The sequence below is a fragment of the Variovorax sp. 10L426 genome, from assembly GCF_056395305.1.
The window spans coordinates 1-24945 of record NZ_JBFTJF010000038.1 but is presented as its reverse complement, the minus strand read 5'-3'; the positions used below and the strand labels follow the sequence as shown (position 1 = coordinate 24945).

Sequence of the window (24945 nt, the reverse complement as noted above, 5' to 3'; positions counted from 1 at the left end):
AAAACCGTGTCATAATCGCAGGCTCCGCTAAACACGGATCTCGAAGGAGTTCTTCGGAGCGAGGTTGAGGTGAGCGGAGGGGGGAAAAGAAAAGCTTAAAAAGTTTTTCAGATCTTCTGAAAAGCGTGTAATAATAGAGGGCTTCGCTGATCGCAGCGAAGTGAAGCGCGAAGCGGAGCGCGGTGATCGTTAAAAACATACAGCCGATAAGCGTGGGCGTTTGAGGCGAATGGCCAAGTTCTTCGGAACGAAGTCTTCGGACTTTAAACGCTCATGAGAATAGAAGTGAAGTTCACTTCAATTCCGTTTTTATGAGTTGCTTGAGAAATCGAGCGAAAAATTCAAGATCGAACTATAGAGTTTGATCCTGGCTCAGATTGAACGCTGGCGGCATGCCTTACACATGCAAGTCGAACGGCAGCACGGGAGCAATCCTGGTGGCGAGTGGCGAACGGGTGAGTAATACATCGGAACGTGCCCAATCGTGGGGGATAACGCAGCGAAAGCTGTGCTAATACCGCATACGATCTACGGATGAAAGCAGGGGACCGCAAGGCCTTGCGCGAATGGAGCGGCCGATGGCAGATTAGGTAGTTGGTGAGGTAAAGGCTCACCAAGCCTTCGATCTGTAGCTGGTCTGAGAGGACGACCAGCCACACTGGGACTGAGACACGGCCCAGACTCCTACGGGAGGCAGCAGTGGGGAATTTTGGACAATGGGCGCAAGCCTGATCCAGCCATGCCGCGTGCAGGATGAAGGCCTTCGGGTTGTAAACTGCTTTTGTACGGAACGAAACGGCTCTTTCTAATAAAGAGGGCTAATGACGGTACCGTAAGAATAAGCACCGGCTAACTACGTGCCAGCAGCCGCGGTAATACGTAGGGTGCAAGCGTTAATCGGAATTACTGGGCGTAAAGCGTGCGCAGGCGGTGATGTAAGACAGTTGTGAAATCCCCGGGCTCAACCTGGGAACTGCATCTGTGACTGCATCGCTGGAGTGCGGCAGAGGGGGATGGAATTCCGCGTGTAGCAGTGAAATGCGTAGATATGCGGAGGAACACCGATGGCGAAGGCAATCCCCTGGGCCTGCACTGACGCTCATGCACGAAAGCGTGGGGAGCAAACAGGATTAGATACCCTGGTAGTCCACGCCCTAAACGATGTCAACTGGTTGTTGGGTCTTCACTGACTCAGTAACGAAGCTAACGCGTGAAGTTGACCGCCTGGGGAGTACGGCCGCAAGGTTGAAACTCAAAGGAATTGACGGGGACCCGCACAAGCGGTGGATGATGTGGTTTAATTCGATGCAACGCGAAAAACCTTACCCACCTTTGACATGTACGGAATTTGCCAGAGATGGCTTAGTGCTCGAAAGAGAACCGTAACACAGGTGCTGCATGGCTGTCGTCAGCTCGTGTCGTGAGATGTTGGGTTAAGTCCCGCAACGAGCGCAACCCTTGTCATTAGTTGCTACATTTAGTTGGGCACTCTAGTGAGACTGCCGGTGACAAACCGGAGGAAGGTGGGGATGACGTCAAGTCCTCATGGCCCTTATAGGTGGGGCTACACACGTCATACAATGGCTGGTACAAAGGGTTGCCAACCCGCGAGGGGGAGCTAATCCCATAAAACCAGTCGTAGTCCGGATCGCAGTCTGCAACTCGACTGCGTGAAGTCGGAATCGCTAGTAATCGTGGATCAGAATGTCACGGTGAATACGTTCCCGGGTCTTGTACACACCGCCCGTCACACCATGGGAGCGGGTTCTGCCAGAAGTAGTTAGCCTAACCGCAAGGAGGGCGATTACCACGGCAGGGTTCGTGACTGGGGTGAAGTCGTAACAAGGTAGCCGTATCGGAAGGTGCGGCTGGATCACCTCCTTTCTGGAAACGAGCCGTTCAAATTGAACGCCCACACTTATCGGTTGTTGGATGAAGTCGATTCCATCGACATGGGTCTGTAGCTCAGCTGGTTAGAGCACCGTCTTGATAAGGCGGGGGTCGTTGGTTCGAGCCCAACTAGACCCACCAATTCTTCCAATGGTCATATGCGTCAAGTGTGAGGACCCTGGGGGATTAGCTCAGCTGGGAGAGCACCTGCTTTGCAAGCAGGGGGTCGTCGGTTCGATCCCGTCATCCTCCACCAATTCTTTGTCTTGACGACGTCCGATACTGAAGCACTCAACACCAAAGCGGCTTTGTGCGCAAGCATGAGGCTTCTTTGTTGTTGATCGGGATCTCCTGATCAATCGGCTGTTCTTTAAAAATTCATAGAGTCGAATCAGCGTTGCTGACGGAAAGAGCTTCATGGCTCACCGTGCCGTCAGCAACATGAATTTTTGATTGCGTCAAATGAACTTCAATTTCGAGTCAAATCGATTTATGAAGGCGGCATAACGCGCCAGGTGAAAGGCCTGGTAATTCCTTGATTGATTTTGGTTTCTGTGAAGAAACGTCAAAGTTATAGGGTCAAGTGAATAAGAGCATGTGGTGGATGCCTTGGCGATGATAGGCGACGAAGGACGTGATAGCCTGCGATAAGCTTCGGGGAGCTGGCAAATTAGCTTTGATCCGGAGATTTCCGAATGGGGAAACCCACCGAAAGGTATCGCATACTGAATACATAGGTATGCGAGGCGAACCGGGTGAACTGAAACATCTCAGTAGCTCGAGGAAAAGACATCAACCGAGATTCCGAAAGTAGTGGCGAGCGAAATCGGAAGAGCCTGTTAGTGATAGCACAAGACTTAACAGAACAGCTTGGAAAGGCTGGCCATAGCGGGTGATAGCCCCGTATGTGAAAAGACCTGTGTGGTACTGAGCTAACGAAAAGTAGGGCGGGACACGAGAAATCCTGTCTGAATATGGGGGGACCATCCTCCAAGGCTAAATACTCATCATCGACCGATAGTGAACTAGTACCGTGAGGGAAAGGCGAAAAGAACCCCGGGAGGGGAGTGAAATAGATCCTGAAACCGCATGCTTACAAAAAGTAGGAGCCCGCGAGGGTGACTGCGTACCTTTTGTATAATGGGTCAGCGACTTACATTCAGTGGCAAGGTTAACCGAATAGGGAAGCCGTAGAGAAATCGAGTCCGAATAGGGCGATCAGTCGCTGGGTGTAGACCCGAAACCAAGTGATCTATCCATGGCCAGGATGAAGGTGCCGTAACAGGTACTGGAGGTCCGAACCGACTAGTGTTGCAAAACTAGCGGATGAGCTGTGGATAGGGGTGAAAGGCTAAACAAACTTGGAAATAGCTGGTTCTCTCCGAAAACTATTTAGGTAGTGCCTCAAGTATTACCTTCGGGGGTAGAGCACTGTTTTGGCTAGGGGGTCATGGCGACTTACCAAACCAAGGCAAACTCCGAATACCGAAGAGTACAGCTTGGGAGACAGAGCACCGGGTGCTAACGTCCGGACTCAAGAGGGAAACAACCCAGACCGCCAGCTAAGGTCCCTAAAATTGGCTAAGTGGGAAACGAAGTGGGAAGGCTAAAACAGTCAGGATGTTGGCTTAGAAGCAGCCATCATTTAAAGAAAGCGTAATAGCTCACTGATCGAGTCGTCCTGCGCGGAAGATGTAACGGGGCTAAGCCAGTTACCGAAGCTGCGGATTTGCAATTTATTGCAAGTGGTAGGAGAGCGTTCTGTAAGCCTGTGAAGGTGCGTTGTAAAGCGTGCTGGAGGTATCAGAAGTGCGAATGCTGACATGAGTAGCGTTAAAGGGGGTGAAAAGCCCCCTCGCCGTAAGCGCAAGGTTTTCTACGCAACGTTCATCGGCGTAGAGTGAGTCGGCCCCTAAGGCGAGGCAGAGATGCGTAGCTGATGGGAAACAGGTCAATATTCCTGTACCGATGTGTAGTGCGATGTGGGGACGGATCTTAATAGGTCATCCGGGTGTTGGATATCCCGGTTTAGTTGGAAGTAGGCGATGGGTAGGCAAATCCGCCCGTCATATACCGAGGCCAACGATCGAGCCAGCTTGCTGGTGAAGTGACTGAACGAGGTTCCAGGAAAAGCCACTAAGCTTCAGCTGCACACGACCGTACCGCAAACCGACACTGGTGCGCGAGATGAGTATTCTAAGGCGCTTGAGAGAACTCAGGAGAAGGAACTCGGCAAATTGACACCGTAACTTCGGAAGAAGGTGTGCCCTATTAGTGTGAAGTGAACAACGGAGCATGAATGGGTTGCAAAAAATCGGTGGCTGCGACTGTTTATTAAAAACACAGCACTCTGCAAACACGAAAGTGGACGTATAGGGTGTGACGCCTGCCCGGTGCTGGAAGATTAAATGATGGGGTGCAAGCTCTTGATTGAAGTCCCAGTAAACGGCGGCCGTAACTATAACGGTCCTAAGGTAGCGAAATTCCTTGTCGGGTAAGTTCCGACCTGCACGAATGGCGTAACGATGGCCACACTGTCTCCTCCTGAGACTCAGCGAAGTTGAAATGTTTGTGATGATGCAATCTCCCCGCGGAAAGACGGAAAGACCCCATGAACCTTTACTGTAGCTTTGTATTGGACTTTGAACAGATCTGTGTAGGATAGGTGGGAGGCTTTGAAGCAGGGTCGCTAGATCTTGTGGAGCCTGCGAAAGCAGGACATAGTGATCCGGTGGTTCTGTATGGAAGGGCCATCGCTCAACGGATAAAAGGTACTCTGGGGATAACAGGCTGATACCGCCCAAGAGTTCATATCGACGGCGGTGTTTGGCACCTCGATGTCGGCTCATCTCATCCTGGGGCTGTAGCCGGTCCCAAGGGTATGGCTGTTCGCCATTTAAAGAGGTACGTGAGCTGGGTTTAAAACGTCGTGAGACAGTTTGGTCCCTATCTTCCGTGGGCGCTGCAGATTTGAGGAAGCCTGCTCCTAGTACGAGAGGACCGGAGTGGACACACCTCTGGTGTATCGGTTGTCACGCCAGTGGCATTGCCGAGTAGCTAAGTGTGGAAGAGATAACCGCTGAAAGCATCTAAGCGGGAAACTCGTTTCAAGATGAGATCTGCCGGGGCCTTGAGCCCCCTGAAGAGTCGTTCAAGACCAGGACGTTGATAGGTCGGGTGTGGAAGCGCAGTAATGCGTTAAGCTAACCGATACTAATTGCTCGTGCGGCTTGACCCTATAACTTTGATCTGTCGATCAAAGACAGTGAAACGCCTCAGCGCCGATGATAGTGCGGGTTCCCGTGTGAAAGTAGGTCATCGTCAGGCTCTTACAGCCCCAAAAAGCCCAGCCCTATCAGGCTGGGCTTTTTGCGTTTCCAAACACCAAAGCGCAACACACGTCAGAACGGTATTGATCCAAAAACGTGAGCAAGCGTGCTTCGGCCGCGTGTAACAGGCGAACATCCCGCGTGCATTCGGCAATCTTCGCCCCGAGGGCACTGTATCCGTGTTCGGGCAAGGAGCTGTGCAGGAAGCACGGCTTTAGTGAACCGAGCCACTACGCTTGGAAGGCCAAGTTCGGCGGAATGAAGGCCTCGGACGCACAGCGTTTGAAAGCCCTGAAAGCCGAGAACGGCAAGCTCAAACGGTTGCTGGCGAACTCGATGCTGGAGATCGATGCGATGCGCGAGGTGCTCAAGGGAAAATAGTGGCCGTGTCGGCACGACGCGAGGTCGTGCGGCAGTTCCAGGGTCGGGGCCTGAGCGAACGCCAGGCATTGAGGCTGGTGGGCATGAGCGCCAGCACGCTGCGCTACGCACCTCGCGACGACGGCAACAAGGCCTTGCGTGAGCGCCTGAAGGAACTCGCGGGCCAGCATCGCCGCCACGGCTACCGAATGCTGCACAGCCGGCAGGCTACGCATTGATGGCTGGGCCATCAACGTCAAGCGCACCTATCGGCTTTATCGCGAGGAAGGTCTGATGGTGCGCAAGCGCCGGCGCAAGAAGCTGCCTGTGCCTGAGCGGCAGCCGCTCGTCCGCCCGTTGCACCCCAACGAGGTGTGGAGCATGGACTTCTCTATGGTCCGCCCCGAAACCGCAAGCTCCCAACTGGTGGGCGTAGAACGACTCGCGTTTATCTATCCGGCCTGTCGAGGTCTCTGCCTGTCAGACCCTTGGCCTGCATGATGAAGCCGCGCGCTCCTGTCCCAATTAGTGCAAAGGCGTTCAGGCGCCGGAGGTCCAGACGGGTTGCCAGGGGCGACGGATGGTCGTTTGCGCCATGCTCAGTGCTGCGCGGGCTGCGGATAGTTTCGAGATCTTGTCAGGTCGTCGCTGCCGCCATCGGTGGCCGTCGATAGTGCGACTCGAAGTCGCAACCCGATCGCATGACGGCCCAAGCGATACGCGCTAGCTTGTTGGCCAACGCACATATCGCCACGTGGGCGTGCCGACGCTGGCCAACCTCGATCAGCAGCGTTGCAGTGGATCGTCCGGATGTTTGTCCTTCCAGACCCACAAGGCGCGAGCGCCTTGGATGAACAGCCGACGGAGATAGCTGTTGCCGCGTTTGGTGATTCCGAGCAAACGTGTGTTGCCGCCCGTGGAGAACTGCCGCGGCACGATGCCCACCCAGGCTGACAGGTCGCGTGCTCGACTGAAGTGAGCGCCGTTACCAATGGCAGAGACGATTGCCGTTGCCAGAAGTACACCGACTCCGGGGATCGTCTGCAACCGCCGGCACAGGTCACTGCCCCTGGCCAAATGCCCGATCCGGGCGTTGAGTTCTTCGATGATCTGCTCAGTTTGACTCCACATCTGCAAGAGCAACCGCCCGAGGTCACGCATCATCGGCGTGAGATCGGCGTCTTCGCGTCCATCGACGCCGGTTGCTTGAAGATGACCGTTCTGGAGCGACCAAATCCAGACGTCCTTGTCGGCGGGAGGAATCGCGAGACCCCGAATGCGGGCGAGTTGATCAGGGTCTCGTACCCAGGCGCCATTGGCATCCCGATACCGGAATGTGTCGCCGCGCTTGTAGCGCCGAAGTCCGGGCATGGCCGGGTTGATGTAGACCAGACCATTGGCGAGTGGAATGGGGCGAAATCCGTTGGAAGGCATGAGGTTTGCGACAATCTCGAGCGAATGCAGCACGGAGGGCTCCAGCCTCACCGAACGGCCCCCTTGCCGCTGTAGGACGCTGCGAACGATGTCGGTGCGCCGCCGTCTGCCGTCGAAATTCCATTTCTCTCATTCACTCGGAGAAGCTTCATGTCCCCTGTTCGGTCTGTTCGTACGCGTCTGCTTGCGCTGTTTTCCGTGGCGCTATTCGCCGCGGGTTGCGCCTCGACGTCGCAACCTCACGTTGCCGAGCCCATCAAGGTGAAGGTGTTCGTCGCCTCGATGTTCGAGATCGGCAAGAACACGGGAGACCGTGCCGGCGAATTCCAGCACTGGTACGAACGCTACTGGATGAACGCAACGCCCATCAGCGTTCCAGGTGCGCTGCAGCCTGTGTACTGCAACGCCGACGGCGTCTGCGGCGCGGTCCTCGGCATGGGCAAGGTGAACTCGTCGTCCTCGATGCAGGCAATCCTGCAGAACCCGAAATTCGATTTCTCCAAGGCCTACTACGTGATCTCGGGCGTGGCAGGCACGCCGCCGTCGCGCGGCACGATCGGAGAAGTGAGCTGGGCCACCTGGCTGGTCGACTATGACCTCGGCCATCGCTGGGCGCCCGAAGAGAACAAGGCCGGCGAACCGACTTTCATGCCGCGCAAGGGCTATGAGGAGTATCGCCGGTTCAAACTGAACCCCGAACTCGTGGCGTGGGCCATGAAGCTGTCCGCCGGCACGCCGTTGAAGGATTCGGACGCCGCCCGAGCCTATCGTCAGCGCTACCCGCAGGCCGCCGCCCGCCGCGCACCTTTCGTCGGCACCGGAACCCACATGACCGGCGACACCTTCTTCCACGGTCCCGGCATGTCGAACCAGGCGCAGTACATCGCCAAGCTCTATGGTGCGGACGATTACGTCATCACCGAGATGGAAGCGGCGGCGGTCACACTCGTGATCAAGCGCAGTCACGGCACCGATCGCGTGATGAGTCTGCGCGGCGCAGTCAACTTCGATCAAGGCAATCCGCGCGAAACCACTCTACAGCACTTGGATCCTGCGCCGGGCGAAACGGCCGGCGGCTTCGCCGAGGCAGTCGAGAACGTCGAGTTGGTGGGCAGTCGCGTCGTGGACTACATCGTTTCAAACTGGGCGCAATGGCAGAACGGCGTCCCCCCGCTCTGAAGTTGCGCAAGCGCTAGAAGAGAGAGGCGGTCCGTGCCGCCGAGCCGGCGTCGTCGGACGAAGCGCGCCGCCCCCCAGGCGTGGGTGGGGCTGCTGGTATCGCGTCGGCTTCACCAGCCTTCGCCAGCGCACCGACACGTACACCCAGCAGACGCAGCGGCCGTTCCAGCGGCACCCGTTTGAGGCAGAGTCCCGCGATGTGCCGGATGGCCTTGGCGTCCGCGGTGAAGTGGTCGATCGTCTGGTCGCGGGTCGCGATCTTGAAGTCGTCGTAGCGCAGCTTGATGCCGATGGTCTTGCCGACGTAACCCTTGCGCTGCAGATCCTCGGCGAGCTTCTCGCACAGGTACGTGAAGATGGCGCCGAGTTCGGACCTGTCTCGCACGGCCTGAAGGTCGCGGTCGAAGGTCGTCTCGCGGCTCATCGAGACCGGCTCGCTTTCGGTGACCACCGGCCGGTCGTCACGCCCCCAGGCGACTTCATGCATCCACGCGCCGGTGGCCTTGCCGAAGTTCGTGATCAGCCAGTCGCGATCACGTGCTGCAAGCTCGCCAATGGTGCGGATGCCGTGCCGTTGCAGCTTTTCGTCGGCCTTGGGGCCGATGCCATTGACCTTCCGACAGGGCAGCGGCCAGATGCTGCCCTGGAGGTCGCTCTCGAACACCACCGAGATGCCGTTGGGTTTGTGGAATTCGCTCGCCATCTTGGCCAGCAGCTTGTTGGGCGCGATGCCAATCGAGCAGGTCAAACCGGTCGCATCGAAGATCGACTTCTGGATCAGCCGTGCCAGCACCCGCCCACCTTCTCGCTGCCCGCCCGCCACCTCGGTGAAATCGATGTAGACCTCATCGACGCCCCGGTCCTCCATCACCGGCGCGATTTCGGTGATGACCTGCTTGAACTTGCGTGAATACATGCGGTATTCGTCGAAGTCCACGGGCAGGATGATCGCCTGTGGGCACAGTTTCGCAGCCTTCATGAGGCCCATCGCCGAGCCGACGCCGAACTGACGTGCCGGGTAGGTTGCCGTGGTGATCACCCCGCGGCCAGCGTAGTCCTTGAGAAGCGGAAAGGAAGTAACCGGAATGTCCGCCAGCGTTCCGCCCTCCGGCACGTCGCGCAGGACCTCGTCGACCCTGCGGCGTCCGCCGCCGATCACGACCGGAAGGCCCTTGAGCTGCGGATAGCGCAGCAACTCGACCGATGCGTAGAAGGCATCCATGTCAAGGTGCGCGATGCGGCGAATTGGTGCTGTCGTCACGGCCGTCATTGTCGTCTGCCCAATGCAGGGTTGCGCAGAGCAGGCACCCGGTGCCATCATCCGACGTATGCAGACCGTCGCTTCCATGCTCTGGCGCCGCCTCGGCTCTCCGGGGCACGATGTTTGCCGTCTTGACCGCAATGGCGACAACTGGCAGATCGACGGGGCGGCGGCGTTCCGCCACGAAGACGGGCGCTACGCCCAACTGCACTATCGTGTGCGATGCGACCGTGCCTGGCACACGCAGTGGGGAACGGTGCGCGGCTGGCTGGGCAGCGAGGCGATCGACCTTTCCATCGTGCGCGACGCCCATGGTGCCTGGAAGCTCAACGACGCGCCGGTGGCAGAACTCGGCCATTGCATCGATCTCGATCTCGGATTCACGCCCGCCACCAATCTGCTGCATGTGCGCCGGCTCCACTTGGCGCCCGGTGAGGCCTCCGATGCGCCGGCCGCCTGGCTCGATCTCGAAAGCGCAAGCCTGGTCGAACTCGGCCAGCGCTACGAGCGGCGCGGCGAATCGGACTACTGGTACGCGGCGCCGCGCTTCGACTACGCGGCGATGCTTGAAGTGACCGAGGACGGCTTCGTGCGGCGCTATCCCACGCTTTGGGAAGCCGAACCCTGATCTTCAGGCGCCCTCAGGCGCTTGCCGCCGGGCGGATGTTCTGGTTCACGCGGAAGAGGTTGCCCGGGTCGTATTGCTTCTTGACGGTCGCCAGCCGGTCGTAGTGCTCGCGGTAGGTCGCCTTCACGCGATCCTCGCCTTCGTCCATCATGAAGTTGATGTACGCGCCGCCGGCCGAGTGCGGATGCAGCGCATCCCAATAGTTCTTGCACCAGGCAGTGATGCTTTCGCGGTTGGCGGGGTCGGGATCGACTCCCACGATCACAGATGCCCAGCGCGCATCGCGGTAGCTGAAGGGTGTGTCCTTGCGCCCGACGCGCTGAACGGCGCCGTCAATCGGGTACAAGTGCATCGACGATTGCATCGTCGGCATGAGCGCGCCGTGCTTCACGTGCTGTGCGATCGCTTCGTCCGAAAGCTCGTTCACGAAGTCAGCGCGCCAATACCACTGATGGCCTGGTGGATACAGCCCGTCGAAGGCGCTCTGCAGCATCGGGTAGGGCATGGGCCCGACGCCATACAGCGCCGGATTCATGGCTCGCACTGGTGCCAGCGCTTCTTCGGCACGGGCCGGGTCGCCTGCGTAGCACCAGACCACGCCGCACATCTTCTTCAGGTGCAGTTCCTCGGGAAATGGCGGCCCCGGCGGCACGGTCAGGAAGGCAAAGAAGCCGTTCAGTTCCGTGGGCGCCTTGCCGATGAAGTCGCGATACCAGGCGAGGATTTCCGCGGAGCGTTCCAGCGGCCAGAGCGTGGGCCCTGCCACGACAGTGCTGAGCGGATGGAGGCGGTATTCGAACGAGGTCACCACGCCGAAGTTGCCGCCGCCACCGCGGACGGCCCAGAAGAGGTCTTCGTTCTCCTTGGCGCTGGCGGTCACGTAGCTTCCGTCTGCGAGCACGACATCCACGCTCAGGAGGTTGTCGATCGTCAGGCCGAAGCGACGAGACAGGTGCCCGATGCCGCCGCCCAGCGTCAGGCCACCGATGCCGGTGGTGGAAATGATGCCGGCTGGCGTCGCCATGCCGAAGGCGTGCGTCGCATGATCGATGTCGCCCCAGGTGCAGCCGCCTTCCGCGCGCACGCTGTGGGCCTTCGGATCGACCCGGATGCCGCGCAGCCCCGAAAGATCGATCACGAACCCGTCGTCGCACATGCCCAGGCCGCCGCCGTTGTGCCCGCCGCCGCGCACGGCCAGGAGCAACTTGTTCTCGCGCGCAAAATTGACGGATGCGATCACATCGGCAACGTCGGCGACGCGCGCGATCAGCCGCGGCCGTTTGTCGATCATCGCGTTGTAGACCTTGCGCGCTTCATCGTAGGCGGCGTCTCCCGGCTGGATGAGGGTCCCGCGCAGTTGGCCCTTGAAGGCCTCCAGATTGGCTTCGTCGAGCATGAGTCACTCCTTTTGTAGGTGAGCGAAGTCTAGGAAGCCACCGACGGTTTGACGATCCGCCGGTTTGATCATTTTGCGAACGCCTTCGAGACAGGTCGAATGGTCAGGATTGACTATGCCGGTCGTTGCGTTGACCGTGCCGGGGATTTGTCGCCCAATTCCGACTCAGGCCGATCGTGGCCTGCCGGGTAAGGAGGTCGTATGCCACTGTTCCTGATCGAGCGACAGTTCGCGGAGGAGTTGGAGCTTGCTGCGGCGGACGTCGCGGTCATCCAGCGCATCAACGCGGACGTCGGCGTGAACTGGCTGTTCTCATTCCTTTCCGCGGACCGCAAGAAGACGTACTGCCTCTACGAGGCACCGAGCGCTGAGGAGATCTACAAGGCGGCGCGCATCGCCCAGGTTCCCGCGGACGTGGTGATCGAGGTCAGCCAGATTCGTCCGGAAGCCATCGTCTAGCGGTCGCGCCGTGCAATGCGCCCGCTGCGGTCGCGATGCGCGATCGGACGCGACCTTCTGCGACGGCTGTGGTGCGCCGTTGCAGCGCACACCTCCCGCGACGATTGAAGCTGACGACACTGCGCGTCTGCCGACCGACCGATTCGTCGGCCGCGAGCGCGAACTCGTCGCGCTCGAAAGCGGATTGACACGCGCTCTGGCCGGCACCGGCGGCACTGCGGCGCTGGCGGGCGAACCCGGCATCGGCAAGTCGCATACCGCGCAGATCCTGGCCCAGCGGGCCACGGCGCGCGGCATGCAGGTGCTCTGGGGGCGCTGCAACGAGGAACCCGGCGCGCCGCCGTACTGGCCCTGGCTGCAACTTCTCCGCGGCTGGATCGAGACGCACGACGACGAGACTGCGCGGCGCATCCTGGTGCACGCCGCGTCGCCGCTGGGGGAGATCCTGCCCGACCTGAAGCAAAACCCATCCGCGGGCGCGCAGACGCTGCCCATGTTCGACCCGGCGCAGGCCCGATTCCGTCTCTTCGACGCGATGACCGGGTTCTGGAAACGCGCCGCCGCGGAACAGCCGTTGCTGCTCGTGCTGGATAACCTGCATTGGGCCGATGCTTCGTCGCTGCGTCTGCTCGAATTCATCGCCCCTGATCTGTTGTCCTGCCGGATTCTCGTCCTCATCACTTACCGCGACATCGAACTGTCGCGCCAGCATCCCCTGTCGAGCACGCTGGGTGAACTGGCCAGGCACCAGGGCTTCGAGCGCTTGCGCCTGACCGGCCTGGGCCACGACGAGACGATTCGCATGATGACGCTGGCTGCCGGCGGCGCCACGGTGCCGCTCGCACTTGCCGAAGCCGTGCATCGCCAGACCGAGGGCAATCCGCTCTTCATCTCGGAGATGACCCGCCTGCTGATTCAGGAGCAGGTGCTCGCCGACGGACCGCGAGCCGCGGCCTCGATGCTGGCCGTCAACGGCCCGCGCCGCATTCCCGAAGGGGTCCGCGAAGTGATCGGCCAGCGTCTGAATCGCCTGTCGCCCCTCACCAATCAGGTGCTTGCCTGCGCATCGGTGATCGGCCGCACTTTCGACGTCGGTCTTCTGGTCCGTACCATCGATGACGTGGAGGAGGACGCATGCATCGGTGCACTGGAAGAGGCGCTGCAGTCGCGTGTGATCGAGGCCCTCGACGAACCCGGACGCTATCACTTCGGGCACGCGCTGTTTCGGGAGACGCTGTATGACGAGATCCCGCCGCCGCGCCGCAGCCGGCTGCATCTCAAGGTCGGGCGCGCGATCGAGCAGATCCATGGCGATGACACGGCGAATCAACTCCCTGCGCTCGCCTATCACTACTGGGCCGCGCTGCCGGGCGGCGATGCAGCGCGTGCGATTCACTACGCCCAAAAGGCCGCGGAGAGCTCCGATGCCTTGCTGGCACACGAAGAGGCGGCGCGCTATTACCGCCTGGCGCTCCAGGCGATGGATGTCGCCCGCGGCAGCGACGGGCTGGCGCGCTGCCGCACCCTCAATGCACTCGGCGAGGCCCACACCCGCGCCGGCGAATACCTGCAGGCGCGTGAAGTCTTCGAACAGGCGGCACGAGCAAGCATGCCACTCGACGCCGCCCACGAACTTGCCCGGGCCGCCATCGGCTTCGAAATGGCAAGCTGGTGCCCTGGCCTGCCCGGCATTGCGGCGGCGCGGCTTCTGCGCGACGCGCTCAATGCCCTGGGTGCGGACGATCGCGCATTGAAGGCGCAGTTGCTGAGTTCGCTCGCCCGGGCGCTCATCTTCAGCGGCGAGGAAGTCCAGGCGACGAGAGTGCACGCGGAGGCCGTGAGCGTCGCCCGACAGGCTGGCGACCCGTCGACGCTCGCGATCACGTTGCTCGCAACGCTGTCCGCCCGATGGCACCACGATCGCATCGGAGAGCGAGTGGCGAATGCCGACGAGGCGATGGAGATCGCCATGAAGCAGGGCGACCGCTTCCTCATGTTCTCCGCGTTGGCGTGGCGCATGTTCGACACCTTCGAACTTGGCGACATGGCCACCTGGCGGGAGCAGTTGGAGCGCTACGAGCGCGGCGGAGATGAACTCAGGCAGCCTTTCTTCCGATACGTCGCCTCATCGTCGCGTGCCATGCACGCGCTTTTCGAAGGACGCTTCGAAGATGCGGAGCGGCTGGCACGGCGCACCTTCGAGATCGGCAATCGCATGCCGGGCCTGGATGCCGCAGGCGTCTACGGAGTGCAGATGTTCACCTTGCGCCGCGAGCAGGGCCGTCTGCAGGAAGTGGCCCCCCTGGTGCGGCACTTCGTGCATCACAACGCACAGACGAACCTGTGGCGACCCGGCCTGGCGCTGATCTACGTCGAGCTGGACCAGCTCGACGACGCGCGCTCCGAATTCGAAATCCTGGCGGCGGGCGGCTTTCAATCGTTGCCGCGCGACGGCATCTGGTTGGCGAGCCTGGCCTACCTGGCGCAGGTGTGCGCGGCCCTGGGTGACGCCGCGCGTGCGGCGGTTCTCTACCGTCTGCTCGAGCCCTGTCGTGGCCGAAATCTTTTCGTTGGCACGTCCATCGCCTGCTTCGGCGCGGCAGACGCCTTCCTGGGGCTGCTGTCGGCCGCCATGCGGCAATGGGACGAGGCCGAGGCGCACTTCAAGGCGGCCGTGTCGATGAATCGCGCCCAGCAGGCGCGGCCCGCCTTCGCGCATGCGTGCCTGGGTTACGCGCGGGTGCTGCTGGCGAGGGATGCGTCAGGCGATCGCGAAGCCGCACTGAGCGTGCTCGATGAGGCCGCGGCGGAGGCCGCGGCACTCGACATGCGCGCCCTGGCGGTCCGTGTCGAAGTCTGCCGCACGAGGATCGCCACGACGACGGCGCCGCGCTACCCGGCCGGGCTGAGCAGTCGAGAGGCTCAGGTGCTGCGTCTCGTGGCGGCCGGAAAGGGGAACCGGCAGATCGCGCGGGAACTGTTCGTCAGCCCCAACACGGTCGCCAACCATGTGAGCAGCATCCTGAGCAAGACACAATCGGCGAACCGGACCGAGGCCGCGGCCTTCGCGATCCGGCACGCGCTGGTCGACAAGCAGGATGTCCGGTGAACGCAGCCCGTCGTCAGTGATCGTGCTGCAGGTAGCTGGCCTGGCGCGGCAGCCGCCAGCTCACGACGAAGGCAAGCACCATCATCGCGGTCACATACCAATAGAACGCCGTCTCGTGGCCGATGGACTTGAGGCCCAGGGCCACATATTCCGCCGAGCCGCCGAAGAGCGCATTGGCCACCGCATAGGCAAGCCCGACGCCGAGCGCACGGACCTCGGGCGGGAACATCTCCGCCTTCACGATGCCGCTGATGGAGGTGTAGAAGCTCACGATCGCCAGTGCCAGGATGATGAGCAGGAAGGCCGCGACCGGACTCGTCACGCTCTGCAGCGCGGTGAGAATGGGCACCGTGGCGAGCGCCCCGAGGCCGCCGAACAGCAGCATGTTCGTGCGACGGCCGATGCGATCCGACAACGCGCCGAACACCGGTTGCATGCACATGTAGACGAAGAGCGCGACCGTCATGATGTAACTGGTGGTCTTGATCGGCATGCCGACCGTGTTGACCAGGTACTTCTGCATGTAGGTCGTGAAGGTGTAGAAGATCAGCGAGCCGCCCGCCGTGTAGCCCAGCACCGTGAAGAAGGCAGCCTTGTGGTTGCGGAACAGCCCGGCGAGGCTGCCGGCTTCCTTGTTGGCGCGAACTTCGGCGGTCTGTGTCTCCTGCAGCGTGCGGCGCAGGAATAGGGCGACCACTGCCGCGATGGCGCCGATCACGAATGGAATGCGCCAGCCCCAGGCCTTGAGTTCGGCCTCGGTCAGCAGCTGTTCGAGGACGACGATCACCAGCACGGCAAGCAACTGGCCGCCGATCAGCGTGACGTACTGGAACGACGAGAAGAAGCCGCGCTGGCCGCGCAATGCGACCTCGCTCATGTAGGTCGCCGTGGTGCCGTACTCGCCACCCACCGAAAGGCCCTGGAACAGCCGGCAGACCAGCAACAGGAAGGGCGCCCACGCGCCGATGGCCGCGTACGTGGGCAGGCACGCGATCGCCAGCGATCCGGCGCACATCATCGTCACCGAGATCAGCATCGATGTCCTGCGGCCGTACTTGTCAGCCACGCGGCCGAAGAGCCAGCCGCCGATGGGGCGCATCAGGAAACCGGCAGCGAACACGCCAGCCGTGTTGAGCAATTGCGCCGTCGGGTCGGCCTTGGGAAAGAACGAGGGCGCGAAATAGAGCGCACTGAAGGCGTAGACGTAGAAGTCGAACCACTCGACCAGGTTGCCCGAGGAGGCCGCCATGATCGCGAAGATGCGATGGCGCTTTTCTTCGCTGGTGTAGGGCCGGTGGGATGTCGAAGGATCGAAGGGCGTGGCCCCGGCGGTGGATGTGACTGTGCTCATGGGGAAATCGCGCCTCTCTGATTGCTATTTGCGACGGTCGACATATTGCCGCACCCGAGAGGCGCGCGCTGTCAGCCAGCGCCGCGAGCTGCTCAGAACGTCCCGGGCAGCAGGATGCTGGAGTTGACCTCGTCAATCTGCGTGCGGCCGCAAAAGGCCATGGTCAGGTCCAGTTCGCGCTGGATGATCTGCAATGCACGCGTGACACCCGCTTCGCCGTACGCACCCAGCGCGTAAAGGAAGCTGCGACCAATCAGCGTGCCGCGGGCGCCGAGCGCGCGGGCCTTGAGCACGTCCTGGCCGCTTCGGATGCCGCCATCCATCCAGACTTCGATTTCGGTGCCCACCGCTTCGGCGATGGCCGGGAGAGCCGCGATGGACGAAGGGGCGCCGTCGAGCTGGCGGCCGCCGTGGTTGGAGACGATCAGCGCATCCGCGCCGCTGGATGCGGCGAGGCGCGCATCCTCGACGTCCATGATGCCCTTGAGGATGAGCTTGCCGCCCCAGATCTTCTTGATCCATTCGACGTCAGCCCAACTGAGCGTGGGGTCGAACTGCTCTGCCGTCCAGGACGACAGCGACGACAGGTCCTTCACGCTCTCGGCGTGGCCTGCGATGTTGCGGAAGGTGCGGCGCTTGGTCCCCAGCATGCCCATGCACCAGTGCGGCTTGGTCGCGAGGTTCATGAGGTTCTTCAGCGTGGGCTTGGGCGGCGCGGTCAGGCCATTCTTGATGTCCTTGTGCCGTTGGCCGAGGATCTGCAGGTCGAGCGTCAACTGAAGCGCCGACACATTGGCCGCGCGGGCGCGCTCGATGAGTCGTTCGATGAATTTCCGGTCCCGCATGACGTACAGCTGGAACCAGAACGGATGGCGATCGGTGGCCTCGGCAATGTCCTCGAGCGAGCAGATGCTCATCGTCGACAGCGTGAACGGAATGCCGAAGGCCTTGGCCGCGCGCGCGCCGAGGATCTCTCCGTCGGCGTGCTGCATGCCTGCCATGCCGGTCGGCGCGATGGCCACGGGCATCGCGACCTCCTCGCCGATCATGGTGCTGCGGGTCGAGCGGCCTTCCATGTTGACCGCGACGCGCTGGCGCAGCTTGATCTTCTGGAAGTCGTCTTCATTGGCGCGATAGGTGCCTTCGGTCCAGGCTCCGGAGTCGGCGTAGTCGTAGAACATGCGTGGCACGCGGCGCTTGGCGATGACTCGCAGGTCTTCGATGTTCGTGATCTTGGAGAGGTCTGGCACGGGAATGGGCTCCTAGGTTGTCTGTTCGTTGTGCAGTGCCTATTATCCGCAGGGCCTCCTCCGACCAAATTTCGACAAGAAAAGGTGGGCTCCATGACATGGCAGCAGGTGTACAACCCGTTCGGCAGCATGGTGGTTTCGACGGCACTGGCGGCCATCCCCGTCGTCGTGATGCTCGTTTGCCTCGGTCTCCTTCACGTCAAGGCGCATTTCGCTGCGGGGCTGGGCCTGCTGAGTGCGCTGCTGATCGCCGTCTTCGCCTTCGGAATGCCGGCCGGACTGGCGGGCCGCGCGGCGTTCCTGGGTGGCATCACCGGCCTTCTGCCCATTGGCTGGATCGTGCTGAACATCATCTATCTGCAACAGCTCGCCGAGCAGAACGGCAGCTTCAAGGTGCTTCAGGATTCGCTCTCCGACGTCACCGAGGATCGGCGCCTGCAGTTGCTGCTGATCGCGTTTTCGTTCGGCGCCTTCTTCGAGGGTGCGGCGGGATTTGGAACGCCGGTGGCGGTGACCGCCGCAATCCTGATCGGCCTGGGCTTCTCGCCGCTTGCGGCCTCGGGCCTTTCGCTGATCGCCAACACCGCGCCGGTCGCCTTCGGCGCGCTGGGTACCCCGGTCATCACGCTGGCCAAGGTGCATGGCTACGACCTGATGGCGGTCACGGCGATGATCGGTCGGCAGTTGCCATTCTTCTCGCTGCTGGTGCCTTTCTGGCTGATCTGGGCTTTCGCCGGCCGCAAGGCGATGATGGAAATCTGGCCGGCGATCCTGGTCACCGGCGTGTCGTTTGCGGTGCCGCAATTCCTGGTGTCGAATTTCGTCGGCCCCGAACTGGTGGACATCATCGCGGCCATTGTCTCGATGGTGTCGCTGGTCCTTTTTCTGCGCGTGTGGCGGCCCGCAACCATCTGGCGCTCGGTATCGCTCAAGGGACATGAGGACGACAGTGGCGCGCCGGCAGCAACGACGACGACACGAACCCGCCATTCGACCGCCGAACTGGTGCGCGCCTGGACGCCCTGGGCGATCATGACGGTGTTCGTGTTCCTCTGGGGCCTGCCGCCGGTCAAGGAGTGGCTCAATGGCCTGTTTGCGCCCAACTTCCCGATCGCAGGGCTGCACAACCTGGTCGAGAAGGTGCCGCCCGTGGTGCCGCAGCCGACCAAGGAGGGCGCGGTGTATGCGTTCACGCTGCTGTCGGCGACGGGCACGGGCATCCTCCTGTCTGCCATCGTCGGCGGCCTGGTCGCGAAGTACAGCGTCGGCCAGTTGGTCGTTGCGTACGGCCGTACGCTCAACCTCGTGAAGTTCTCGTTGCTCACGATCGCGCTGATGCTCGCGCTGGGCACGCTCACGCGGTATTCGGGGCTCGACAGCACGCTCGGCCTGGCCTTCGCCAACACCGGCGTGCTGTACCCCTTCTTCGGCACCTTGATGGGTTGGCTGGGCGTGGCGCTGACGGGCTCGGACACCGCGTCCAATGTGCTCTTCGGCGGCATGCAGAAGGTGGCGGCAGACCAGCTTGGGTTGTCGCCCAACCTCATGGGCGCGGCCAACAGTGCGGGCGGCGTGATGGGCAAGATGATCGACGCGCAATCCATCGTGGTCGCATCGACTGCGACCCGCTGGTTCAACCACGAAGGCGACATCCTCCGCTACGTGTTCTTCCACTCGATCGCGCTGGCGTCCCTTGTCGGCGTCCTCGTGACGCTGCAGGCGTACGTGTGGCCGTTCACGCTCATGGTCGTCAAGTAGCACTGCGCCGGCAAGACGCGCGCCAGCAGCGCAGAATCCGCTCTTTCATCTTCTGAGCGGGGAAATCCGATGCGTTTCCTGGTTGTGGGCGCGGGTGCGCTGGGCGGGTATTTCGGTGGCAGGTTGTTGCAGGCTGGAGAAGACGCAACCTTCCTGCTGCGTCCTCGGCGAGCGGCACAGCTCGCGAAGACCGGCCTTGTGATCAAGAGTCCGCACGGCGATTTCACTCTGCCGTCGCCGCCCTCCGTGCAGGCAGACGCCATCGGTGGTCCTTACGACGTGGTGATCGTCGGCTGCAAGGCCTACGACCTGGCCGAGACGATGGATTCATTCGCGCCGGCTGTCGGGCCGAACACCGCGATCCTCCCGGTGCTCAATGGAATGCGTCACCTGGACGACCTGGCGCAGCGCTTCGGCAAGGAGCGCGTGCTTGGCGGCCTCTGCATGATCTCGGCGGTGCTCGATGACGAAGGCACCGTTCTGCATCTCAGCGACGTGCATGGCCTGACCTACGGTGAACTGGACGGTACGCGCTCCGCGCGCGTTCAGGCCCTGGAAGCGGCCTTCGGCAAGGCTCGCTTCGAAGGCCACGCTTCCGACAGCATCCTGCAGGACATGTGGGAGAAATGGGTGCTCATTGCCTCGGCCGCCAGCATGACTTGCCTCATGCGGGGTGCGGTCGGCGACATCGTGCGGGGTGGGGCCGTGGACCTCGCCGTTGGCATGGTGGACGAATGCGCCGCCATCGCCGCCCGCAATGGTTTCACGTTGCGCCCTGTAGCTCTGGAGCGTGCCCGTGCCATCGTCACGGCGCCGGATTCCCTGATGACCGCATCGATGTTCAAGGACATCGAGCGCGGAGCGCCCATCGAGGCGGATCACATCGTGGGTGACCTGATGCGACGCGGCGGCGATGGCAAGCAGTTGTCGTTGCTGCGCGTCGCCTATGCGCACCTCAAGACCTACGAGGCGCGGCGCACAAGAGAGTCGAGCCGCACCTGAGCGCACTTGAGGCTTCGCTCCGGACCTACTTCAGCCGGCAGAAGGGCCAGCCTTCGATGCTTGCCCAGATGCATGCGCGGATCCATGCGATGACGATTCGCGGGTCCTGAGCCTGCGGCACGGTTCTCATCCTGATCAACATTTTTCGCCCCCATTCGTGTGGACTGTTGAAACAGTTGTAGGCCGCACCGATGCCTGGCTCCAGCGGCCTGCGACGCTCTCGGTCGTGGGCTGGAGTGCGCCGATTCTGTCCGTCGTTTGGCGGTACGTGGCTATCGGTGCGCGCTGACAGGTGTCGGACGGATGCGCCTATGTGCACCCTGGCGTCGGATCAGCGCTTTGCATTGGCGACGACCCCGGCGCCGCGCACTTCGAGCCTGACCTGGTCGACCACACGACCTTGCGCATCGAGCAGTTCCACCACATGCCGGCCCGGCCAGGGCAGCCAGAGTGCGTTGCTGCCGCGCACGAAAGGCTTGCCGTCGATGCGCCATTGCACGCCGCGGCCTTCCGCCTCGAAACGCACGCGCTGGCGATCGGGCGGAATGTCGGGATCGAGCGCGATGATGGTCCCGTTCGACGGCGATGTGATGCGCGGCGCGCTCTCGGCCACGGATGCATCCGGCGCCAGCGAGAACATCGGTTGTTCGGTGCCTGCGATGAACCATTCGCTGCGCGCCGCCTCGAGTTCGTCGCCGAAACGCACGCGAGCCCGCACCAGGCCGGGCGGTGGAGATGGCGCGCGGCTGGGATCGTTGCGGTGCAGGAACCCCATCACCTCGGCCCACACGGGCGCAGCGCCGCTGGTGCCGCTCACATCCCACATCGGTGCGCCGCCGGCGTTGCCCACCCACACGCCGACCGTGTAGCGCTGCGACCAGCCGATGGCCCAGTTGTCGCGCATGTCCTTGCTGGTGCCGGTCTTCACGGCCGTCCAGAAGCGGGTGCCGAGCACGCTGTCGAGCCCGAAGGTGCGCGCGCGTGCATTGGCATCGCTCAGGATGTCGCCCACGATGAACGCGGCGCGGGGATCGATGGCGGGCGCATTGCTCGCTGTCTTGCCGGCGTTCGGCGCGATCGAAGGCCGTGCCGGCAGATACAGCGTCTCGCCGAACCGGCCTCCGTTGGCCAGGGTTCGGTAGCCATTGGCCAGCCCCAGCAGCGACACTTCCGCGCTGCCGAGCGCGAGGCTGTACCCGTAGTAGTCGCCGCTCTGCGCGAGCGCCATGCCGGCCGATCGCAACTGGCGCGCGAAAGCCTCGGGCGAGACCATCATCAGCGTGCGAACCGCCGGCACATTGAGCGAAGCGGCAAGCGCGGTACGCACCGACACGTAGCCCTTGAACTGGTGGTCGTAGTTCTGCGGGATGTAGAGGCCGCTCGCCGTGGCGATCTGCGCCGATGAGTCGTCCAGCAGCGAAGCCGCCGTCAGTCGCTGCTCGGCGATGGCTTCGGCATACAGGAAGGGCTTGAGCGTGGAGCCCGGTTGCCGTTGCGCAAGCACGCCATCGACCTCCGATGCACGGCTCAAACCACCCGACGAGCCGACCCAGGCGAGCACTTCGCCGGACGCGTTGTCGAGCACGATCACGGCGCCGTCTTCCACGTTGCGGCCGCGCAGCTCGCGCAGATGCCGCTGCAGGCTGCCGAGCGCGACGCGTTGCAGCGGTGCGCGCAAGGTGGTGCGGATGCTCTCCGGTCCGTTGTCGCCGCGAGAGGCAACGACCCGCCGCGCAAGATGCGGCGCGATGCCTTCGCTGGCATCGAAGCTGCGCCGCTGCAATGCCGCGCTGGTGAGCATGTCGATCGAATCGCAGTCGGGCCTGCTCCCGGGCTCCATTGACCGCATCAGTTCGCAGGCGCGCTGTGCCACCGCCGTCGGCTTGGCATTGGGCGCGCGCACCAGAGCCGCCGCGACAGCCGCTTCGCGCGCGTCGAGCCCGTGCGGCGCCTTGCCGAAGAGGGTGCGCGCGAGTGCATCGATGCCGACGATCTCTCCGCGGAACGGCACGATATTGAGGTACGCCTCCAGGATCTGGTCCTTGCGCCAGCCATGCTCCAGCCGCTGTGCGGCAACCGTCTGCCCGAGCTTCTGCGTCAGGCTCCGTCCGCTGCCGCTGCGCCGCAGGTCGTCGTCGAGCAGACCTGCGAGCTGCATCGTGATCGTCGAGGCACCGCGCGTGCGCGTGTTCCACAGGTTGCCCCAGGCGGCAGAGGACACGGCGCGCCAGTCGACGCCGCTGTGTTCGTAGAAGCGCCTGTCTTCGCTCAACACCATCGCCGTGCGCAGGGCCGGCGAGATGTCGGCGAGCGCGATCCACTGGCCGCGTCGAACAGTCGAGTCGGTGCGTACGCGCTGCAGAAGCTCGCCGTCGCGGTCCAGCACCATCGTGTCGGAAGGACGGAAATCGCGCCGAACCTCGTCGAAGGTAGCGAGCGCCCACGCCGGCGCGGCGAGCACTGCGGTCAGGGTCGGCAGCAGAAAGAGGAAGGTCGACAGTCGGCGTGGCATGGGCAAGGGTGGCCGCGCACGGCGACCGGCTTGCTAGCTTGCCACAGCCTCGACGGGCGCGATCGATTCCATGTGCTTGCAGATGGCGCCCGGCGTGGTGAACCAGACTTCGCCGCGATCGCGCATGCGAGCAAGATGCGAGAGCGCGCGGCGCAGGTGCCGCAGACGGTAGGGCTGACCGACGATGTAGGGATGCAGCGCGACACCCATCACCAGCGGCTGCCGGTGCGACTGGTCGAGCATCTCGTCGGCGTTGTCGATGATCATCTGGGCGAAGTCCTTGGCGTCCATCTGGCGCGCGACGATCATCGGGATGTCGTTGAGCTCCTGCGGGTACGGTACCGACCACAGCGAGCGTCCGCTGCGCGTACGCATGCGCACAGGCTGATCGTCGTGGCACCAGTTGAGCGTGTAGCCGTAGCCCGCCTCGGCGAGCAGGTCGGGCGTGCGATGGCTTTCCGAGATCCAGGGCGAAAGCCATCCATCGGGTGCCGTGCCGCTATGCGCCCGCATGCGGGCGCGGCAGTGCGCAAGCAGCGCAGCTTCGCCGGCCTCGTCCATGTCCGCCTGCCGCTCCGCGTTGCTGTGCCCGTGGCCGATGAGTTCGTCTCCTCGTGCGACCGAGGCCGCGACCAACTCGGGGCAATGGTCATAGAGCGCAGTGTTGAGGAGCGTGCTGGAGACCAGCCCCAGGCTGTCGAACAGTTCGAGGCACCGCCACGCGCCCACGCGATTGCCGTATTCGCGCCACGAGAAGTTCAACACGTCGGGATGCGGCGCCGTCGGCCCGATGCAGGCGCCCAGGCCTTCGCCGAAGGCGAAATGCTCGAGATTGAACCCGATGTAGACCGCCAGGCGCGCGCCGTTCGGCCATGCATGATCGGTCCGCCGGGTGATGGGGGTGTAGTCGAACCGGCCGTGCGTGGGCAAGAGGCCGAGGTAGCGCGCGTTCATGCAGTCTCCAGGTCGAGGCGTGCGCGGGAACAAGACCGCGCGACGTCATTCGGCCAGCAAGACGCGTGCCCATGGTTGACCATCCGGGCCGCATTTGCATGACCACCCGTGCGATGACGGCGCCGATGGCGCGCGCCCCTTTTCAGCCGGGACGCCGCGCCAGGAGCGCCCAGATCCCCGCGACCGAGAGCAGCGAACCGCCCGCGAGGTTGAAGCGCCGCTGGGCCCGAGGCGAGGCCAGCAGCCTGCGCGCGGAGCCTGCGAACACCGCGTACAGCGTGGCATTCAGCGTCGCCATCGTCACGAAGGTGATCGCCAGGAACCAGAGCTGCTGCGTCACATCGGCGCGCGGATTGATGAACTGCGGCAGGAATGCCACGAAGAACACGATGCCCTTCGGGTTCAGGGCCGTGACCAGATAGGTGTTGGCGAACAGCCTCCAGCGTGAACCCGGCGCAGCGGGCGCCGCGAGTTCGGCCGGCGAGATCCCGGCGCGCAACAGCTTGATACCCAGAAAAAGCAGGTACAGGCCGCCCACCCATTTGATCACCATGAACCAGAACGCCGAGGTGGCGAGCAATGCGCCCAGGCCGAGCAGCGAGACCACCAGTGCGGTCGAATCACCCAGCGTCACCGCCGCCACCAGCGGCACGTTGGCGCGCCGGCCGTGCGCCACGGAATAGCTGATGACCGTGAGAATGGTCGGGCCCGGGATGATCAGCAGCACCGCCGATGCGGCGACGAAAGCGAGCCAGAGTTCGATGGACATGAAGGTATTTCCGAGTGGGTGCGCACGGGCGGCTAGAGCCTGTTAACACATGAATCACCCTCGCGCCGGGGCGGCAAGGGGTGCAGGGCTAGGCGCGGGCCGCAGCCCGGGGTGATCCCCCGGGCAAGGACCGCAACGACGCCCTGCGCCCCTTGCCGCCCCGGCCCTTCGGGTGAGGCCCCAGAGAGGGCCCACTCGTCGTTGCCAATGCTCACTGGGGTCGCACCCCAGTTCCGCTTGGCGCCTAGATTGGGCCCTCTCTGGGGCCTCACGCGAGGGTGATTCATGTGTTAACAGGCCCTAG

At 62.6% G+C, this 24945-nt stretch carries 14 protein-coding genes, 2 tRNA genes, 2 rRNA genes and 3 pseudogenes; 12 read left to right on the top strand and 9 right to left on the bottom strand.

Features of this window, described 5'->3' with window-relative positions; translation table 11 throughout:
• Positions 1–349: 349 nt before the first annotated feature.
• From AC1DHL_RS29320 to AC1DHL_RS29295, 6 genes and pseudogenes are all read left to right on the top strand, one after another.
• Positions 350–1884: ribosomal RNA gene (locus AC1DHL_RS29320) — 16S ribosomal RNA — on the top strand.
• A gap of 70 nt (positions 1885–1954) precedes the next feature.
• Positions 1955–2031, top strand: a tRNA-Ile gene (locus AC1DHL_RS29315).
• 39 nt (positions 2032–2070) lie between these two features.
• Positions 2071–2146 (top strand) — tRNA-Ala (locus tag AC1DHL_RS29310).
• A 321-nt stretch (positions 2147–2467) separates the two neighbouring features.
• A 23S ribosomal RNA gene (locus AC1DHL_RS29305) occupies positions 2468–5128 on the top strand.
• Together the 16S and 23S rRNA genes with 2 tRNA genes alongside form the textbook arrangement of a ribosomal RNA operon.
• A gap of 280 nt (positions 5129–5408) precedes the next feature.
• Positions 5409–5553, top strand: a pseudogene (locus AC1DHL_RS29300) (transposase); the annotation flags it as partial.
• A 52-nt stretch (positions 5554–5605) separates the two neighbouring features.
• Entirely contained in the window at positions 5606–5818 is a 213-nt protein-coding gene (locus tag AC1DHL_RS29295) for a hypothetical protein (RefSeq protein ID WP_478100756.1), read from the top strand.
• Positions 5819–6409: 591 nt separating this feature from the next.
• Here AC1DHL_RS29295 and AC1DHL_RS29290 read toward each other — a convergent pair.
• Together AC1DHL_RS29290 and AC1DHL_RS29285 are read right to left on the bottom strand one after the other, a co-directional pair.
• A pseudogene (locus AC1DHL_RS29290) lies at positions 6410–6635 on the bottom strand (transposase); the annotation flags it as partial.
• Positions 6636–6782: 147 nt separating this feature from the next.
• Positions 6783–6950 (bottom strand): annotated as a pseudogene (locus AC1DHL_RS29285) (DNA topoisomerase IB); the annotation flags it as partial.
• 213 nt (positions 6951–7163) lie between these two features.
• On the opposite strand from AC1DHL_RS29285, the gene AC1DHL_RS29280 reads away from it, so the two are divergent.
• Positions 7164–8192, top strand: a complete 1029-nt coding sequence (locus tag AC1DHL_RS29280; RefSeq protein ID WP_478100755.1) for a purine-nucleoside phosphorylase — start codon at positions 7164–7166, stop codon at positions 8190–8192.
• Between the two features lie 13 nt (positions 8193–8205).
• On the opposite strand, the gene AC1DHL_RS29275 is transcribed toward AC1DHL_RS29280, so the two are convergent.
• On the bottom strand, positions 8206–9462 hold the full coding sequence (locus AC1DHL_RS29275) for a Y-family DNA polymerase (RefSeq protein ID WP_478100754.1): 1257 nt from the start codon (positions 9460–9462) through the stop codon (positions 8206–8208).
• A 58-nt stretch (positions 9463–9520) separates the two neighbouring features.
• Between AC1DHL_RS29275 and AC1DHL_RS29270 the strand changes: the two genes are divergently transcribed.
• Positions 9521–10081 (top strand): putative glycolipid-binding domain-containing protein, encoded by a 561-nt coding sequence (locus AC1DHL_RS29270; RefSeq protein ID WP_478100752.1) that lies wholly within the window; start codon positions 9521–9523, stop codon positions 10079–10081.
• Positions 10082–10094: 13 nt separating this feature from the next.
• Here the strand turns inward: AC1DHL_RS29270 and AC1DHL_RS29265 are convergent, their stop codons facing one another.
• Complete coding sequence (locus tag AC1DHL_RS29265; protein ID WP_478164264.1) at positions 10095–11477, bottom strand: FAD-binding oxidoreductase; 1383 nt, start codon at positions 11475–11477, stop codon at positions 10095–10097.
• A 201-nt stretch (positions 11478–11678) separates the two neighbouring features.
• Here AC1DHL_RS29265 and AC1DHL_RS29260 point away from each other — a divergent pair, with 201 nt between their 5' ends.
• Together AC1DHL_RS29260 and AC1DHL_RS29255 are read left to right on the top strand one after the other, a co-directional pair.
• Entirely contained in the window at positions 11679–11936 is a 258-nt protein-coding gene (locus AC1DHL_RS29260) for a DUF4242 domain-containing protein (protein WP_478100748.1), read from the top strand.
• Between the two features lie 79 nt (positions 11937–12015).
• The gene (locus tag AC1DHL_RS29255; RefSeq protein WP_478164263.1) at positions 12016–15045 is read left to right on the top strand and encodes a helix-turn-helix transcriptional regulator; all 3030 of its coding nucleotides are present in this window, start codon (positions 12016–12018) and stop codon (positions 15043–15045) included.
• Between the two features lie 13 nt (positions 15046–15058).
• Here the strand turns inward: AC1DHL_RS29255 and AC1DHL_RS29250 are convergent, their stop codons facing one another.
• Complete coding sequence (locus AC1DHL_RS29250) at positions 15059–16396, bottom strand: MFS family transporter (protein WP_478100744.1); 1338 nt, start codon at positions 16394–16396, stop codon at positions 15059–15061.
• A gap of 92 nt (positions 16397–16488) precedes the next feature.
• The gene (locus AC1DHL_RS29245; protein ID WP_478100743.1) at positions 16489–17646 is read right to left on the bottom strand and encodes an alpha-hydroxy acid oxidase; all 1158 of its coding nucleotides are present in this window, start codon (positions 17644–17646) and stop codon (positions 16489–16491) included.
• A gap of 93 nt (positions 17647–17739) precedes the next feature.
• On the opposite strand from AC1DHL_RS29245, the gene AC1DHL_RS29240 reads away from it, so the two are divergent.
• Both AC1DHL_RS29240 and panE read left to right on the top strand, forming a co-directional pair.
• Positions 17740–19404 (top strand): L-lactate permease, encoded by a 1665-nt coding sequence (locus tag AC1DHL_RS29240; protein WP_478164262.1) that lies wholly within the window; start codon positions 17740–17742, stop codon positions 19402–19404.
• A gap of 69 nt (positions 19405–19473) precedes the next feature.
• Entirely contained in the window at positions 19474–20406 is a 933-nt protein-coding gene (gene panE / locus AC1DHL_RS29235) for a 2-dehydropantoate 2-reductase (protein WP_478164261.1), read from the top strand.
• Positions 20407–20737: 331 nt separating this feature from the next.
• On the opposite strand, the gene pbpC is transcribed toward panE, so the two are convergent.
• From pbpC to AC1DHL_RS29220, 3 genes are all read right to left on the bottom strand, one after another.
• Positions 20738–22918 (bottom strand): penicillin-binding protein 1C, encoded by a 2181-nt coding sequence (pbpC, locus tag AC1DHL_RS29230; RefSeq protein ID WP_478164260.1) that lies wholly within the window; start codon positions 22916–22918, stop codon positions 20738–20740.
• 33 nt (positions 22919–22951) lie between these two features.
• Complete coding sequence (locus tag AC1DHL_RS29225; protein WP_478164259.1) at positions 22952–23872, bottom strand: polysaccharide deacetylase family protein; 921 nt, start codon at positions 23870–23872, stop codon at positions 22952–22954.
• A gap of 142 nt (positions 23873–24014) precedes the next feature.
• Complete coding sequence (locus tag AC1DHL_RS29220; protein WP_478164258.1) at positions 24015–24641, bottom strand: LysE family translocator; 627 nt, start codon at positions 24639–24641, stop codon at positions 24015–24017.
• Positions 24642–24945: the final 304 nt, after the last annotated feature.

Bases quoted from the DNA above. Each gene is read 5' to 3' on its own strand.
- AC1DHL_RS29225 (WP_478164259.1), bottom strand. From the start codon at position 23,872: ATGAACGCGCGCTACCTCGGCCTCTTGCCCACGCACGGCCGGTTCGAC.
- AC1DHL_RS29280 (WP_478100755.1), top strand. From the start codon at position 7,164: ATGTCCCCTGTTCGGTCTGTTCGTACGCGTCTGCTTGCGCTGTTTTCC.
- panE (WP_478164261.1), top strand. From the start codon at position 19,474: ATGCGTTTCCTGGTTGTGGGCGCGGGTGCGCTGGGCGGGTATTTCGGT.
- AC1DHL_RS29250 (WP_478100744.1), bottom strand. From the start codon at position 16,396: ATGAGCACAGTCACATCCACCGCCGGGGCCACGCCCTTCGATCCTTCG.
- pbpC (WP_478164260.1), bottom strand. From the start codon at position 22,918: ATGCCACGCCGACTGTCGACCTTCCTCTTTCTGCTGCCGACCCTGACC.
- AC1DHL_RS29240 (WP_478164262.1), top strand. From the start codon at position 17,740: ATGACATGGCAGCAGGTGTACAACCCGTTCGGCAGCATGGTGGTTTCG.
- AC1DHL_RS29270 (WP_478100752.1), top strand. From the start codon at position 9,521: ATGCAGACCGTCGCTTCCATGCTCTGGCGCCGCCTCGGCTCTCCGGGG.
- AC1DHL_RS29260 (WP_478100748.1), top strand. From the start codon at position 11,679: ATGCCACTGTTCCTGATCGAGCGACAGTTCGCGGAGGAGTTGGAGCTT.
- AC1DHL_RS29265 (WP_478164264.1), bottom strand. From the start codon at position 11,477: ATGCTCGACGAAGCCAATCTGGAGGCCTTCAAGGGCCAACTGCGCGGG.
- AC1DHL_RS29275 (WP_478100754.1), bottom strand. From the start codon at position 9,462: ATGACGGCCGTGACGACAGCACCAATTCGCCGCATCGCGCACCTTGAC.
- AC1DHL_RS29220 (WP_478164258.1), bottom strand. From the start codon at position 24,641: ATGTCCATCGAACTCTGGCTCGCTTTCGTCGCCGCATCGGCGGTGCTG.